Origin of the sequence: Paraburkholderia caribensis (assembly GCF_002902945.1) — a bacterium.
In the GTDB taxonomy this organism is placed as follows: Bacteria; Pseudomonadota; Gammaproteobacteria; order Burkholderiales; family Burkholderiaceae; genus Paraburkholderia; species Paraburkholderia caribensis.
The window spans coordinates 144,539-160,779 of the sequence record NZ_CP026103.1 but is presented as its reverse complement, the minus strand read 5'-3'; the positions used below and the strand labels follow the sequence as shown (position 1 = coordinate 160,779).

The window sequence follows — 16,241 nt, the reverse complement described above, 5'->3', positions numbered from 1 at the left end:
AGCCATTCACTCGCCGTCCGATTCCATCATCTTGCGCAGCAGGAACAGCAGGGCCACGCGTTCGCCCGCGTTGAGCGTGCCGTAGGTGCGCTCGGTCACCTGTTTAGCGAACGGCACCGTTCGCTCGATCAACGCGAGGCCGGCGGGAGTCGTGCGCACGAGCAGCTTGCGGCCGTCGTTCGGGTCGGGCAGGACTTCGATCAGGGCGCGTGCCTTCAGGCGCTCGACCACGCCGCGAATGGTCGCCTGATCGATTGCGGTCGCCTTGACGATGTCGTTGAGCGAGCAGCCCTGCGTCTCCTTCACCGCGCAAAGCGTGACGAATTGCGCAGCCGTGAGATCGGAATCGGGAATGGCTTCCTGAAAGATCGACACGTGACGCTGATAGGCACGGCGCAACAGATGGCCTACCTGGTCGTGAAAGTCGTAAGAGTCCTTGTGAGACGGCATGAACGTACGGCCTGCGATGGGCCGGTTGGATGAAAACGATGCAGTGTACACCCTCAACCTTGGCATGCGATATGCGAGCCCGGATTGTGTTTGCTCCAGATCAGCAGCCGTAAGAGAAATGTGGTTCGATGTTGCGCCGCATGCAAAAAGGTCTTCGCTAACGTCTTCTTTCCCCGTGCATGCCTGACGGCGTGACTTCGCCCGCCTCGACATGGGTTGCCGAGCCCGCGCCGCCGATCTTCCGGAGGTCTCCCGATTCCAGCGAGCACACTTCATATTTGAGCGCATACGCACAAATTACGTGCGGAACCAGCACCATTCGACAGCATTTTTCGCATCGGTACTGCTTTGGCAAACGCCTTGCCATGTATGCACGATTCGCGCTTTTCGTGACGCTTCAGTAAATCCGGCGATCTTCCGGACACCAGGGTATTTTCGAGCGTATACGCTTATATTTTGACATGCTATACAGATGTCTGTGAGCGTTCGATGTGTGCACGCATCGGACGGCAAACTTCAATTCGACCCATCCCAACAGGGAGTCCTCATGTCCACCGTGCAATCCGGCAGCGCCGCTCTCTCTCCCGCCGCCACCCAACACGGCGAGCTATACCGCAAGGTCACGTTCCGCCTGATCACCATCTTCTGCCTGTGTTATTTCGCGGCGTATCTCGACCGCATCAACATCGGTCTCGCGAAGTTGCAGATGCTCGACGCGCTGAAATTCAGCGACACGATTTACGGTCTTGGCGCTGGCCTGTTCTTTGCGGGCTACATCCTGTTCGAGGTGCCGAGCAACCTGATCTTGCAACGCGTGGGCGCCAAACTGTGGATTGCGCGCATCATGATTACGTGGGGCATTCTGTCGGGCGCGACGATGTTCGTGACGACGCCGGTGCAGTTCTACGTGGTGCGTTTTCTGCTCGGCGTGGCCGAGGCGGGCTTTCTGCCCGGCGTGCTGCTCTATCTGACGCAGTGGTATCCCGATGCACGGCGTGCACGCATCGTGGCGCTGTTCATGGTTGGTCTGCCGTTATCGAGCATGATTGGCAGCCCGATTTCCGGCTGGATCATGCGCTTCTTCGATGGCGCGCACGGTCTTGGCGGCTGGCAATGGCTGTTCCTGATCGAAGCGCTGCCTTCTGTGGTGCTGGGCTTTGCGATCTTGCGCTGGCTGCCGAACAACATCGAATCGGCGAACTGGCTCGACGCGAACGAGAAGCGCGTGTTGCGTGCGAATCTCGATGCTGATCCTGCCGGCAACAAGAGCCACGCGCTCGGCGCGGCGTTCGTCGATCCGAAGGTGTGGGCGCTTGGGCTGATCGATTTGTGTGTGTTGCTCGGGCTTTATGCTGTGAGCTTTTGGCTGCCTTCGATCTTGCGCGATACGGGCGTCAAGGACGCGTACACGATTGGCTGGCTGATGGCGGTGCCTAATGCCGTTGCTGTGATCGGTACGCTGTGGTGTGGCGCGAGTTCGGATCGCATGCGGGAGCGGCGCTGGCATATCGTGGTGCCGTTTGCGGTTGCTGCTGTTGCGCTGGCAGTTGCCGCGGGTGGGTCGCATGGCACGCTGACCACTGTGCTTTTGTTTTCGCTCGTGAATGCGGGTGCGGCGGCCGCGATGCCTGTGGTTTGGGCTTTGCCTTCGACTTTTTTGAAAGGGTCGGCGGCGGCGGGGGGGATTGCGTTTGCGTGCTCTATCGCCAATCTTGGCGGGTTCGGGAGTACCTATTTCATCGGATGGTTGCGGGATACTTTTCACTCGCAGAGTGCTGGGCTTTATGGGTTCGCCGTTTGCATGATTATGGGGTGTGTGTTGGCGCTTTCTTATTCGAAGCAGGTGGTTAATCGTTAGCGGTTTTTGCTGCGCATGTGGGTTAGGGGGTTTTGCTTTTGCGCTGGCGTCCGCGATTTGCCTTTGCTTTCGCGGGCATCCGCGATGTGTTATCTCGCCTCACGCGTCGCCCCTGTGCGGGGCGGCACCTACTTTTCTTTGCCGCCGCAAAGAAAAGTAGGCAAAAGAAAGCGGCTCACACCGCCAATTCTTGACGTTTACCCACGGGCCCCCAACGTCCCCACACTTCACACACCAGTGGCCCTGGTTGGTGCCCGTTGCCAACGCTTCGAACAGGCGCCTCACCCGCTTCGATTACCCGTACTCGGGCAAACGGCGGCGAACGGTATGTGCCGCCCAGGTGGCAAACTGTGTGTAGGTTGTCGCGTCGTATAGCCTGGCGCTCTTACCGGGTGGGGCGCGTGCGCAATCGGTCTGGAGTGAAGCGTGTGGAGCACCGAGGGCCGACACACAGTTTGCCACCTGGGCGGCGGTGGACTGGCTGGCGCGGCATGCCGAAACGCGGGGTGCTTGAAGTGGGTGAGGCGCTCATTCAGCGCGTTGGCAACGAACGTGGGTCACGTGATTGCCGTGTGAAGTGTAAGACCCTTTGGGGGCCCTCAGGCAAGAATTAGCGCTGGCGGTGTGAGCCGCTTTCTTTTGCCTACTTTTCTTTGCGGCGGCAAAGAAAAGTAGGTGCCGCCCCGCACAGGGGCGACGCGTGAAGCGGGCCTATCCGTCATTTTGTGGGCGAGGCATATCATGAGAGGTAAAAGTCATGGATATGCCAATGAAGAAGAAACGCACGGTGGCGTCTCAGGCAGCGGCCCGAGGGCCGCTGCCTGAACTGCCCAAAGCACTGCTGGACGAGCTGGTCAAGGGGCCGATGACGCCGACCGAGGTGCAGGATCTGATGCTGGCGTTTAACAAGGCGATTATCGAACGCGCGATGGGTGCGGAGATGAATCTGCATCTGGGGTATCCACCGGGCGAATCCAAACCCGCTGGCCAGGCCAACGAGCGCAACGGCGCCAGCCGCAAGACGGTCATCACCGATCGTGGCGTCGTCCGGGTCGAGTTGCCGCGCGACCGCGACGGCAGCTTCGAGCCGATCCTGATCCCCAAACACGAACGCCGCTTCACCGGCTTTGACGAGCGCATCATCGCGATGTACGCGCGTGGCATGAGCGTGCGCGAGATCCAGGCCTTTCTGGCCGAGAGCTACGGCACCGAGGTGTCGCCCGATTTCATCAGCTCGGTCACCGACGAGGTGATGGCCGAAACGCTGGCCTGGCAGAACCGTCCGCTCGAGACGATGTATCCGGTGGTCTTCTTCGACGCGTTGCGGGTCAAGATCCGCGATGACGGTGTGGTCAGCAACAAGGCGGTGTATCTGGCTCTGGGCATTCAGGCGGACGGCCAGCGCGATGTGCTGGGCCTGTGGATTGAGCAGACCGAGGGCGCGAAGTTCTGGCTCAAGGTGTTCAACGAACTCAAGACCCGCGGCTGCCAGGACATCCTGATTGCGGTCGTTGACGGCCTGAAGGGGCTGACCGACGCGATCGGCGCAGCTTACCCGAAGACGGCGGTGCAGACCTGCATCGTGCATCTGATCCGCAACAGCCTGGAATACGCTGGCTGGAAGGACCGCAAGGCTGTCGCCCAGGCGCTGCGTCCGATCTACGCAGCTGCCAGCGAAGAGGCAGCGAAGCAGGCTCTGCAGGCCTTTGCTGATGGGCCATGGGGCGCGAAATACCCGACTATCGTGCAGTCCTGGCAGCGCGCCTGGGAGCACGTCACGCCGTTCTTCGTGTTTCCACCCGAGATCCGGCGGGTCGTGTACACCACGAACGCCATTGAGAGTCTGAACATGCAGTTGCGCAAGATCATCAAGACCCGCGGTCACTTCCCCAATGACGAGGCTGCAATCAAGCTACTCTGGCTGGCATTGCGCAACGTCCTGGCCAAAAACGTGCGCTCAGCCTTCGACTGGAAGTCAGCCATGAACCAGTTTGCTATTCTGTTTGGCGATCGATTTACGCAGGCGCGCGGCTAACGATTCCTTTAACCGCCTCGCCCACAAAAATGCGGACAGGCTCCGTGAAGCACGCTAACAATTCGCGGATGCCAGCGAAAGCAAAAGCAAACCGCGAATGCCAGCGAAGAGGCCAAAACAACCAACCCGCCGGACGGCAAAAAACTCACCTCATCCTAATAACCCGCGAAATCTGCGCAAGCGTAAAACTACTATTCTTAACATACTCGCCCACATACCGAAACCGATCGGACGACGTCCGCACAAAAACAGGAACAGCCTCGATCTGCCGCGCAAGCGTATGCCCCGCCGCGCGCGAAGAAGCGCTACCGTCACAAAGAATCACCTCCGGCGCATGCGGATTAAGACCAGGCCGCAATCGCGCAGCAACAATCTTGCCGCCCTTGACGGGCAAAAACGCGTGCTTGCTGCCACCCGTCACCTGATGAACGTCTTCACGAGAATATTCTTTTCCAGTTTCAAACATGGTCGACTCCAGGACATGACGTCACGCAGCGGCGCTGCAACGCCAATCCCGAAGATCCTATCGGGCCCCTTCTAAATACGGTGTAAAGACAACGACCCGCGCAATAAACCCGCCATGTCGATCCCTCGTATTTGCGCAAACACACGCGCTTTTTACGCGGCGTTTACGCGCTTCGCATTACGCTAGCCCCATCTCGACAACTGCCCGTCGTGGCAACCATCAACATGGGCTCCGCACAACTTCGCGCGCCGCAAGACTTCGTCCCGGATATCCCGTCGACGCAACGCCCCTCCAACGTCGTTCCTCTGCGCGCCCAGCGCGTACAACTCGAAATCTTCGTCACCGGCACCTCGCCGGATGCGTTTCGCCACCACCTCGCATCGCTCCTCCACTCGCCGCTCGGCGTCTACATCTCGCACACACAGATGTTGCGCGACAAGGCCTGCGTCCATTTCAACATCGCTCCCGAAGATCTGGATTTCACGCTTCACACGCTGATCGCAACGATGTCCGAAGCCACCATCGGCACCATCACACGCATCGCCAGGTGAAGGAGCAAACACATGTATTCGGGAATCTGGATTCCGCTCGTCACGCCGTTTCGTTCCGGTGAAGTCGATGTCGAAGCGCTGCAAACGCTGACCAACCATTACGCGCGCACCGGCATCGCAGGCATCGTCGCGCTCGGCACGACCGCCGAGGCAGCGCTGCTTTCCGACATCGAGCGTGTGACCGTCCTGCAGGCCATCAGCGACGTCGTCGATGGCCGCTTGCCCGTGCTCGTCGGCATCGGCGGTTTCGACACGCGCGAGTTCGTGCGCGAAATCAGGCGCTTCGAGCGATGGGACGTGGCGGGCTTTCTCGTCTCGCCGCCCGCCTATGTCTGCCCCGATCAGGCGGGCATCGCGTGGCATTTCGAACAGATCGCGCGCGAAACCGAACGGCCCATCGTGCTCTACGACGTGCCGCATCGCACGGGCGTGTCGATCGAACCCGCTACCGTGGCGCGGCTCGCGGAACACGAGAACATCGTCGCGATCAAGGCATGCGCGGCGCAGCACTTCCGCGCGCTGGGCAAACTGCCCATCAATATGCTGTGCGGCACCGACGAGGCTTTCGTCGATTGCCTCGCGTCGGGTGGGCACGGCGGCATCCTCGCCAGCGCGCATGTCTGCGCGGATCTGCTGATCGAGGTTCAGTCGCTCATGCAAGCGGGCGACGCCACGGCGGCACGCCGGATCTTCGAGCGGCTCAAGCCTGTTCTCAAGCTGCTGTTCTCCGCGCCCAATCCGTCGGCCATCAAGGCCATGCTGTCGATCGAAGGCCGTATCCCGGATGAAGTGCGCATGCCGATCACGGCGGCATCGGCGGCGCTCGTCGCCCAACTCTCGCACGCACACGAGACGCTGCGCACGATGCGCGCGGAACTCGCCATGACCGTCTGAACGCGCCCGGCGCACGCCGGCTCAATTCACGCGCGGCCCCATTCCTTGACCAGATAGTCGACGAATGTCCTGATCTTCGGCGACGACAGCTTCGCGCGCTCGAACACCACATGCACGGGCGTGGCGGGCGGCGCGAACTTGTCGAGCACGGGCCGCAAGCGGCCTCGCCCGATATGCGCCGCGACCTGCCACGCGGGTGCGCGCACGATGCCCGCGCCCTCGATCGCCGCCGACACCAGCGCGTCGAGGCTATTCATCCACAAGCGGCCCGTCACGCCGATGCGCATGCGCGTCGCGCCCGACTGGAAGCGCCATTCGACCGGTCCGGGCGCATCCGAAAAAACGAGGCAATCGTGCTTGCGCAAATCGTCGGGCTTGCGGGGCGTGCCGCGCTGCGCGAGATACGAAGGCGCTGCGCATACCACCATCTGGATGTCATCGAGCTTGCGCGCAACGAGGCTCGAATCCGGCAGCCGGCCGACGCGCACGGCGACATGCAAGCCCTCTTCCACCAGATTGACGGCGCGGTCGACGAGCATCAGATCGACGGCCACTTCGGGGTGCGCCGCGAGAAAGCGCGGCAACAGCGGCGCGACGACCAGCCGGCCAAGCAGATTCGGCGCGGCGATCCGCAGCCGTCCAGACAACTTCCCGCGTCCCGCCGACAACGCGCTGCCAAGCTCGTCCACTTCGCCGAGAATCGCCTTCGCGCGGTCGTAGAGAATGCGCCCTTCGTCAGTCATCGCGAGGTTGCGCGTGGTACGCCGAAGCAATTGCGCGCCGAACTGCGCTTCGAGCGCCGAAATGTGCCTGCTGACCGAGGTCAACGACATCGGAATCGCGCGCGCGGCTGCCGACAGGCTTCCCGCATCCACGACCCGCACGTAGACGCTCATTGCTTCAAAGCGGTCCATAAATCGACTCTTCCGGATTTGGCAAGGCTGCTTGCCGTTTTGGATGGATACCGGCACTTTTCGGAATAGTCTACATTCGTTGTGAATGAGACGATAAATCCGCCTGATCGACGGGCGGCGAAGCCACGGGAACACACCGATGAAACGTTCGATCTTCTGGCTCATGGCGGGCGCGGCGGGTGTCGTGGTCGCGAATAACTACTACAACCAGCCGTTGCTGGCCGAATTCGCGCTGGCGTTCCACACCACCGAAAGGCAGGCGGGAACGGTATCCGTCGCCGCACAAACGGGTTATGCACTCGGCCTGCTGCTGTTCGTGCCGCTAGGCGACAAGCTCGAACGCCGTTCGATGCTGCGCACGCTGTTGTGCATCGCCAGCATGGCGCTCGCCGCGATCGCGCTGTCGCCGACGTTGAACTGGCTCATCGCGGCCAGCTTCGTGACGGGCCTCGTCAGTGTCGCGCCGCAGTTGCTCACGCCGTTCGCGGCACAACTCGCCGGGCCACAGCAACGCGGCCAGGCGGTCGGCATCGTGATGTTCGGCTTGCTGTGCGGCATCCTCGTGTCGCGCACGATCTCCGGATCGATCGCGCAGCATTTCGGCTGGCGAGCCGTCTACTGGGTCGCGGCGGCGGCGATGCTCGTCACGGCGGCCGTGCTGTCGCGCATGCTGCCGAACGCGCAGCCCACGTACACGGGCACGTATCGGCGGCTGATGGGTTCGCTATGGACGCTCATCCGCGAAGAGCCGCTGGTTCGCCAGACCTCGGCGATCGCGGCGCTTCAGTTCGCCGCGTTCAGCGCGTTCTGGGCCACGCTTGCGTTTCATCTGCACGCCATGGACCCGCATTACGGCAGCGAGGTCGCGGGCCTGTTCGGCCTGGTCGGCGTGGTTGGCGCGTCTGCATCGACGGGAGCGGGCAAGCTGATCGACACGCGCAACCCGCGTCACGTCGTGCTGGCGAGCGGCGCCATCTTCGTCGTGGCGTTTGCGATTCTCGCGGCGACGGGCAACACGATTGCGGGCCTCGTCGCCGGTGTGATCGTTCTCGATCTGGGTTTGCAGAGCGGACATGTCGCGAACATGGCGCGCAATATGAGCATCAAGAGCGATGCGATGAGCCGCATCAACACGCTCTACATGACGATCCGCTTCGCGGGCGGCGCGCTCGGGTCGTCGTTGGGCATCTGGGCGTGGAGCGTATGGCAATGGCCCGGTGTGTGTGCGGTCGGACTTGCGCTCGGGTGCGTGTCGGTGATGATTCAGGTGCGGCCGCAGATGGCGGGTGAAGCGCAGCGGGAATGATCGCGTGCGTCGCGCCCGCTCTCAACGGCGCGGCGGAATGCACCGCCATGTGATCGCTACGATCAGCAGAAACGCCACGTACGCAACCGCGAACATCCAGGCGGGGACATCGTAGTAGAGCCAGTGGCTCACCCATCGCTGGACGAAACCTTGCTCGACCGCGCCGCCCGTGCGCAAATGGTCTTCGATCACGGTAAGCGGGCACGGTACGCCGAGTGCAGCAAGAATCGCGACGACGCCGATCGCAACGAGATGCAGCACGCGGAATGCGCGATTGCGCACCCAGACGTGCTTCAACGCTGCCCCTGACCAGATCGCAATCAAGCCGCCGACAATAAACAGGACAATCAGCGCATGCAGCACGAGCACTGCGTCGGCGAGCCAGATCATGACGTTTCCTGCGCGCTTCTATCCCGGCCACGTTCGCGTAACACGCGGCAGTGAAGAATCAGGCCGATCGGATTCCCCCTCCGCGAGGCAATTGTGCAGCGTTTCGCGCGCCCGTGCTCGACGCGCTTGCGGCGCACAAAATTCCGTGGCGCAGCGAAAACCTGTCGATCCGAAATCCGCGGCTTTTCCTGCGCGTCAACGATGCGCGCGTTTGTGTCCAGGTACGCAAGTCAATCATCAGGCTCGATGTGCTAGCCTGAATCTTCATCATCCGAGGTGATCCGGCGAGGCGCACGATGGAACTGAGGCATCTGAGAATGTTTTGCGCGGTGGCCGATTGCGGCAGCTTCACGGCAGCGGCTGAAAAGATCCACAACGTCCAGTCGAACGTGACGATGCGCATCAAGGAGCTCGAAGCGGAATTGAACCAGCAGTTGTTCATCCGGCAGAAGAACGGCGTAGTGCTCACGTCGGCGGGACAGATTTTTCTGGGCTACGCGCAACGCATCCTTCAGTTGACGGACGAAAGCCGCAACGCGCTGCTGGACAATGCGTCGCCGCGCGGACTGCTACGCCTCGGGTCGATGGAAACGACGGCCGCGATCCGCCTGCCGAAAGTGCTGGCGAAGTATCACGAGCAGTTTCCGCAGGTTCAACTGTCGCTGATGACGGGCACCACGAACGAGCTGATCAAGGCGGTCGAATGTCACCGGCTGGATGGCGCATTCGTCGGCGGCTTTCATCAGAGTTCGTCACTGCATCAGGAAGAAGTCTTTGAGGAAGAACTGGTGCTCGTGAGCGGTATCGAGTTCGAATCGCTTGGTGCGCTTGCGAAGCAGATGTCCGGGCAAACGGTGCTCGCATTCAGGACGGGCTGCTTCTATCGTTCGACACTCGAAAACTGGTTCTATCAGGCCGGTATCATTCCGGGCCAGGTGATGGAGCTAGGCACGCTGGATGGAATCATGTCGTGCGTCGCAGCGGGAATGGGGATGACGTTGTTGCCGCGATCGGTGGTGGAGACTCATGGCGCGCGGCATGCCGTGCATTGCCACGCGCTGCCGTCGCAGTTCGCGCATGTGAAGACCGTGTTCATCCGCAACAAGGACACGATCGTCACGCCAGCACTGACGGCGATGATCGATCTCGCGCACCAGCAGTTTTCGATCGACATCGATGTCGATGCCAGAACCGCGCCAGTCGGAAACATGCTGGCTTCGGCGCTGGCTTCTGTTCATGCGGCGTGACGAACCGGCAACGGGGGCCTTTCGCTGGTTATTGCGGACATTCATGTCCGATATGTCCGGAACGCCAGTCCATTGATGTCCGCTACGGGCCGATCCAGAATCAGGCAACGCTTGACTCTGGATTTCTGGCCTCACATGACACCCACTAACACAACTTCATCCCTTCCTGCCCCCGTGTACTGGCTGGCGCTCGGCGCCTTCGCGATCGGCACGGAAGGCTTCATGATTTCGCCGCTTCTTCCCGGGCTCGCGACCGACCTGTCGGTGACGATCGAAACGGCAGGACAGCTGGTGACCGTATTCGCGCTCGCCTACGGCCTTAGCTCCCCAGTCTTGACAGCATTGAGCGGCGGCATGAACCGGCGCACGTTGCTGCTCGCGAGCATGATCGCGTTCGCGCTTTCCAACCTGCTCGCCTTCGCTGCACCGTCCTTCTGGGCATTGATGGGCGCCCGGGTCTTGCTGGCGCTGTCGGCCGGTCTCTATGTGCCGGGCGCGAATGCGCTGGCGAGCGTCATCGTGCCGCCCGAAAAACGCGGCCGCGCAATCGCGGTGGTGAACGGCGGCATTACGATTGCGATCGCGCTTGGCGTTCCCCTTGGTGCTGTCATTGGCCATGCGCTCGGCTGGCGTATGACGTTCGCGGGGGTCGCGGGACTGGCGGCACTCGCGGTGGCGGGGTTGTGCATCGGCCTGCCGCGCGATATCGGCGCGGGCATTCCCGTTGCGACACTGCGCGAGCGCATCGCGATCGCGCGCAAACCCGTCGTGCTCGCGACGCTGCTCACGACCACGCTGTGGGCCACGGGCGCTTACACCGTCTATACCTATCTCTCGCCGTTTCTCGCTGAAATCACAGGGTTGGCGGGCGCACAGGTCGGCATGGTGATGTTCATGTGGGGGCTCGCCGCTGCCATTGGCGTCGTGTCGGGCGGCGCAGCAAATGACCGCTTTGGACCTCTGGCCGTGATCGTTCCCACGATCGCGCTATCCGGCCTCGCCTTCGCCATGCTGTCGATCAGCGCGCGCTTTCTGTCGCCGGGCGCCGCACTCGTGCCGGTGATCGCGGCTATCGCGCTGTGGGGCGTCGCGCACTGGGCGTTTTATCCGGCACAGCAGGCACGGCTGATCGATATTGCCGGTGTGAAGGTTGCGTCGATTGTGTTGTCGCTCAACGCGTCGTTCATGTATATCGGCTTCTCGATAGGCGCCGCGCTGGGTGCGCTCACGCTGGCTCACGCGAGTGTGGGGAGCCTTGGGTGGGTGGCGGCACTGTGTGAGCTGGCAGCGGTGTTGCTGACTGTCGCGATCATCGCGCGGCCTGCGGGGGCGAAGGCTGCTTGTGCTGCCGTCGATTGATTGAAAGCAGCACTAATCAGCCAATTGAATCGAATGGTTTGGCGTATACACGACGGAAACGGGCCGGGGATTCGAAGGAAGGTGCCGCCCTGTATCAGCCCGAGACCCGCCAGCCCACACGCCACGTAGGTATCGGCGTCGTTCACGAGGACCGGGCGCTTCAGTGCAACAGTCGGTACCTCGTCTCCGTCGATAAGCTCCCGACCTCTGACATGGCCGGACTCCACCGTACTATTCGTCAATCGCCCCGTGCAGGTACTTCTCCTGAAGCGCCAGATGCATCGACTTGTACCCCGGCGCGGTCGATGCCGTCGCCTCAGGTCCGACATAGCGCAGTGTTGCAGGTGCCTTCACGATTCCCAGCAACTGCTCCAATACGAAATTCCACGAACCCTGGTTCTTCGACTCTTCCTGACACCACACCACGCTCTTCAGATCAGGATAGCGTTCCAGTTCCGAACTGATCTGCTTCGCGGGGAACGGATACAACTGCTCAACGCGAATCAAAGCGATGTTGTCTTTTCCGGATTTACGCCGGCGCTCGAGAAGTTCGTAATAGACCTTGCCCGAACACAGAATGACCCGGTCGACCCTCGACGCCGCTTCCTTCGTCGGCGATTCGGCGAGGATCTCGTTGAATCGTCCTTTGGCGAGATCCTCGAGACTGCTGACAGCCTCCGGGTGGCGCAGAAGCGACTTCGGCGTCATCACGATGAGAGGCACACGATCGCGCAGCACTGCCTGCATCCGCAGCAGGTGGAAAATCTGGGCCGGGGTCGTGGGCTGACAGACCCGCATGTTGTCCTGCGCGCAAAGTTGCAGATAGCGCTCTAGCCGCGCGGACGCATGTTCCGGGCCCTCGCCTTCCTGGCCATGCGGCAGCAGCATCGTCACGCCACTACGTTGTCCCCACTTGGCAGCCCCCGCCGACAGGAAGTTGTCGATCACGACCTGCGCCCCGTTTGCGAAGTCGCCGAACTGCGCTTCCCACAGCACGAGTGAATTTTGACGAACCACCGAGTACCCATATTCGAAGCCCAGCACGGCAGCCTCGGAAAGAACCGAGTTGGTGACCGAAAACCGCCCCTGTTCATCCGACACATGGTGCAACGGAACATAGGTGCCCTCGCCCCGGCTAGAACGGTTCTGATCGTGCAGCACCGCGTGCCGATGGCTAAACGTACCGCGCTCGCTGTCCTGACCGCTCAGGCGCACGTCGATGCCTGCGGAAAGGAGCGACGCAAAGGCCATATGTTCCGCCATGCCCCAGTCGAGCGGACGCTTGCCCTCCGCCATGTCACGACGCGCGGACACCACTCTTCCAACAAGCGGATGCAGCGAGTACTGATCCGGAATACTGGTGATCTTCAGCGCAAGCTTTTGAACGAGGTCCAGCAAAGGCGGCGCGTAATAAATACGGCTGACGTTTCCATCCAGCCGTTGCGGCCAGTTCTCTTCTTCGTCCTTTTGAGCGGAAGGCTTTTTCTCTTCGACAGACTGCGCGGTGTCGAGACGCTCACGGTAGTCATGGACATACTTCTCCACTTCTTCCGCCGACAGGATCTGCTGGTCCACCAGCTTCCTCGCGTAGAGCGTGCGGACGCCAGGATGACCCGCGATGGAACGGTACATCATCGGCTGCGTGATGTTGGGCGTGTCCTGTTCCTGGTGGCCATGACGGCGAAAGCAAACCAGTTCGATCACGACACTCTTGTTGAACGTCGCGCGAAAGTCGATGGCGAGACGCGTTGCGGCGATCACAGCCTCGGGGTCGTCGCCGTTGACGTGCAGCACGGGTGCCTCGATCATCTTCGCAATGTCGGTGCAATAGAACGACGACCGCACGTCTCTCGGGTCGGACGTCGTGAAGCCGACCTGGTTGTTCACCACCACATGTATCGTGCCCCCCGTTCCGTAGCCCCGCGTGTTCGACAGGTTCATGGTCTCCATGACGATGCCCTGACCCGACACCGCGGCGTCGCCGTGGATCTCCACCGGCAGCACCGCACTTGCGCCCAGGCCCAATACTTCGGCGCGCGCGCGAGCAATGCCTTGCACAACCGGGTTGACGACTTCAAGGTGCGACGGATTGAACGCGAGCGTCACTTCGGCAGGTCCGGTTGCCGTTGGGAGCAAGCCGGTAAAGCCCTTGTGATACTTCACGTCGCCGGCGGGAAGCAGATGCGCGGTCTTTCCCTCGAACTCGTCGAACAGCGCGGCCGGCGGCTTCCCGACAATGTTGACGAGAACATTCAGACGTCCGCGATGCGCCATGCCGAGAATCGAGCTTTTGACGCCCTTCGTGGCACCGTATGCGACCAGTTCGTCCAGCAGGACGATGAGCGACTCGCCGCCTTCGAGCGAGAAGCGCTTTTGGCCGACATAGCGGGCATGCAGATATTTTTCCAGCCCTTCGGCAGCCGTCAAACGTTCGAGAATGTGCAGCTTGTCGCCGTTATCGAGCGTGGCTTTCGAACGCGAAGACTCGAGCCGCATGGACCACCAGTTGCGCTGTTCCGGATCAGCCAGATACATGAACTCGGCGCCCAGGGTGCCGCAATAGGTTTCTTTCAGCGCCTGCATCAGGTCGCCGAGCGTTTCGACCTGCTCAGGAAAGTGAGCGCCCGACATGCTGAACTTCGTGTTCATGTCCGCGTGGGACAGATCGTAGTAGCTCGAATTCAGTTCAGGCACCGGCACGGGCGCGGTCCAACGCAGCGGGTCCAGATGGGCATTGCGCGTTCCGACCATCCGATAGGCTGAAATCAATGCCTGTACGGCGACCTGCTTGCGGGCGAAACTCAGTACGTCGTTCTCCGAGCGCCCTGCCGTGCGCGTCTGCTTCGCCAGTTCGACGAAACGCGACACGACGGGCGCATGCGCGACGTCGCCGGTATCCGATCCATCGACAGCCGGCACGTCCTGCAACGCGTCGAAGTAACCGCGCCAATCTTCCGGCACCGTGGTCGGGTCCGCAAGATATGTTTCGTATTGCTCTTCGACGTAAGGAGCATTGCCTCCAAACAGGAAGGAGGTTTTCCGATTCCGCGTAATCATGGTGATTCTGTCCTCAGTCGGGTTCGCACCCGCTATCTGCCACAAATCCGGCCAGGCAGCACCTGTTGCTGCCTTGGCCGAGCCAACGCTTTCACAGGTACACGAAGACAAAATCCGACCGCGAAACGAGGACGCATCTGGTGCCATCCTCTCCGGGTCCAACTGTGCAATACCTCGCGGCTCCTGCCGCCAGGTCCCTGTGCCTGCCAGGACCAGCAATCTCCTGATCGCTGATATGAACAGTGTAGGTTGCGTGGATCGGCACCGTCGCTTGGGCTTCGACGGTCTGGGGACATTCACCGCCCGTTTCTGGCCATCGTGCCGAGGCTTCGTTGTTCAGAAGCCCCGGCGCGCATCCAGCTAAACGACGTCAAAACCGGTGAATGATCCCGACGCCAGCCGCGAACAGACTACGCGACGAAGAAGGCGTCGACTGAAAGCCATCGCCGATGGTCGCAGTCGCATTGATGATGCTGTGGCCATTCGATCCCAACGTCTTACCATTTGCGCGCTGATACGCCTGCAGCGCATATAGGCCCGTCCTTCTGGAAAGGGAGTAGTACTCGGACAGGGTGACCTGTTGATATTGAGCGCTGCTCTTGATGCCGTTCGCCTGCGTAGCACGCGTGTAGCTGTAACCGGCAGCGAAGTCCCACACGGGCGCCGCCTTCCAGTGCAGCACCATCCCGCCCGTATTGAAGGCTGCCTGGTCGCGGAACGCCGAGCCTGCGCCCGGGATGTATTGAACGTTCGTATACGTCGCCGTCACGTCGAACTCACTGTTGATCGTATAGCCCGCGCCCACCGCGAAGCGCTGTTGCGCCTGCGCTGTCTGATAGCCATTGGTGACGGCCGACACACCTGTCTGTGCACCCGCATTCGATGTCGCCGAATCGGCACCGAATGCGCCGCCACCGCGCGTCGAATTGTTGATGCGCGAAACCGCCGCCGCGACGCCGAAGGCGCCGCGTGTGTACTGGAGTCCTGCGGCCCACGTCGAGCCCTGATTCACGCTGCCCGGCACGCCCGCCAGCGAATACGAAGCGCTGAGCTTGAGACCATACCAGTTGGGCGACATGTACTCGATCGTGTTGTTCGTCCGATAGATCGTGTCCAGCCCGTCGAGGTCGCCCGGGTGCGCGCCGTAGAAGCCCGAAAGCCACGTTACGGGGCTGTACGGCGCGAGCAGCTGATAGTACGACGCGTACTGGCGGCCTGCCGTCAGCGCGCCGTATCGCGTGTTGGTCACGCCGACATACGCCTGCCGGTTGAACATCAAACCGTTGACCGACTGTGCCCCAGTGGCACTGTTAAAGCCCTCCTCCAGCTGGAACACTGCTTTCGTGCCACCACCCAGATCTTCCGTGCCTTTCAGGCCGAAACGGCTGCCCGCCCATACGCCATTGATCATCTTGACGGCCGAGTGACCACCCGAGGTCGAACCCAACGTCGTCTGGCTGGATTGATAGCCGAAGCCCGAGTCGATGATGCCGTAGAGCGTCACGCTGTTTTGTGCGAAGACAGGTGCAGTAACTGTCATTGCCACGACGGACAGTCCCATTCGGACTTCGAGGTAACGTCTCATGATCTTCAATTCCTTTTTTGTGTGCGTCGACAGCTGTCGCCTTTGAAATCCGGCACGCAGTCGATCGTTGCTCGTTGTTGCCCACGCCAACTTCTGCTGCCCAAAAAGCAGTGCTCAGACTCGCAATGG

At 61.4% G+C, this 16,241-nt stretch carries 13 protein-coding genes; 7 read left to right on the top strand and 6 right to left on the bottom strand.

Annotated elements, in window-relative coordinates; translation table 11 throughout:
* Positions 1-6: 6 nt before the first annotated feature.
* Positions 7-450 carry a MarR family winged helix-turn-helix transcriptional regulator gene (locus tag C2L66_RS30240; protein ID WP_035991956.1) on the bottom strand — a complete coding sequence of 148 codons (444 nt, stop codon included), beginning with the start codon at positions 448-450 and terminating at the stop codon, positions 7-9.
* Between the two features lie 547 nt (positions 451-997).
* On the opposite strand from C2L66_RS30240, the gene C2L66_RS30235 reads away from it, so the two are divergent.
* Complete coding sequence (locus C2L66_RS30235; protein WP_054931513.1) at positions 998-2,308, top strand: MFS transporter; 1,311 nt, start codon at positions 998-1,000, stop codon at positions 2,306-2,308.
* Positions 2,309-3,071: 763 nt separating this feature from the next.
* A complete protein-coding gene (locus C2L66_RS30230; protein ID WP_409372583.1) occupies positions 3,072-4,343 on the top strand; it encodes an IS256 family transposase in 1,272 nt (423 codons plus the stop codon).
* 145 nt (positions 4,344-4,488) lie between these two features.
* On the opposite strand, the gene C2L66_RS30225 is transcribed toward C2L66_RS30230, so the two are convergent.
* Complete coding sequence (locus C2L66_RS30225; protein WP_082670535.1) at positions 4,489-4,809, bottom strand: hypothetical protein; 321 nt, start codon at positions 4,807-4,809, stop codon at positions 4,489-4,491.
* 209 nt (positions 4,810-5,018) lie between these two features.
* Here C2L66_RS30225 and C2L66_RS30220 point away from each other — a divergent pair, with 209 nt between their 5' ends.
* On the top strand, positions 5,019-5,360 hold the full coding sequence (locus tag C2L66_RS30220; RefSeq protein ID WP_233445078.1) for a hypothetical protein: 342 nt from the start codon (positions 5,019-5,021) through the stop codon (positions 5,358-5,360).
* A 12-nt stretch (positions 5,361-5,372) separates the two neighbouring features.
* A complete protein-coding gene (gene dapA / locus C2L66_RS30215) occupies positions 5,373-6,254 on the top strand; it encodes a 4-hydroxy-tetrahydrodipicolinate synthase (protein ID WP_060609793.1) in 882 nt (293 codons plus the stop codon).
* Between the two features lie 26 nt (positions 6,255-6,280).
* Here dapA and C2L66_RS30210 read toward each other — a convergent pair whose 3' ends face one another.
* On the bottom strand, positions 6,281-7,168 hold the full coding sequence (locus C2L66_RS30210) for a LysR family transcriptional regulator (protein ID WP_060609791.1): 888 nt from the start codon (positions 7,166-7,168) through the stop codon (positions 6,281-6,283).
* A 139-nt stretch (positions 7,169-7,307) separates the two neighbouring features.
* Here C2L66_RS30210 and C2L66_RS30205 point away from each other — a divergent pair, with 139 nt between their 5' ends.
* Positions 7,308-8,474, top strand: coding sequence for an MFS transporter (locus tag C2L66_RS30205; RefSeq protein ID WP_060609788.1), 1,167 nt, complete (start codon positions 7,308-7,310; stop codon positions 8,472-8,474).
* Positions 8,475-8,495: 21 nt separating this feature from the next.
* On the opposite strand, the gene C2L66_RS30200 is transcribed toward C2L66_RS30205, so the two are convergent.
* Entirely contained in the window at positions 8,496-8,864 is a 369-nt protein-coding gene (locus C2L66_RS30200) for a DUF2784 domain-containing protein (protein WP_054931502.1), read from the bottom strand.
* Between the two features lie 296 nt (positions 8,865-9,160).
* On the opposite strand from C2L66_RS30200, the gene C2L66_RS30195 reads away from it, so the two are divergent.
* Together C2L66_RS30195 and C2L66_RS30190 are read left to right on the top strand one after the other, a co-directional pair.
* Entirely contained in the window at positions 9,161-10,111 is a 951-nt protein-coding gene (locus tag C2L66_RS30195; RefSeq protein ID WP_060609787.1) for a LysR family transcriptional regulator, read from the top strand.
* 135 nt (positions 10,112-10,246) lie between these two features.
* Positions 10,247-11,470, top strand: coding sequence for an MFS transporter (locus C2L66_RS30190; RefSeq protein ID WP_060609784.1), 1,224 nt, complete (start codon positions 10,247-10,249; stop codon positions 11,468-11,470).
* Between the two features lie 231 nt (positions 11,471-11,701).
* Here the strand turns inward: C2L66_RS30190 and C2L66_RS30180 are convergent, their stop codons facing one another.
* Positions 11,702-14,527 carry a 2-oxoglutarate dehydrogenase E1 component gene (locus C2L66_RS30180; protein ID WP_054931498.1) on the bottom strand — a complete coding sequence of 942 codons (2,826 nt, stop codon included), beginning with the start codon at positions 14,525-14,527 and terminating at the stop codon, positions 11,702-11,704.
* Between the two features lie 370 nt (positions 14,528-14,897).
* Positions 14,898-16,088: a porin gene (locus tag C2L66_RS30175; RefSeq protein ID WP_409372679.1), complete on the bottom strand. Its 1,191-nt coding sequence runs from the start codon at positions 16,086-16,088 to the stop codon at positions 14,898-14,900.
* Positions 16,089-16,241: the final 153 nt, after the last annotated feature.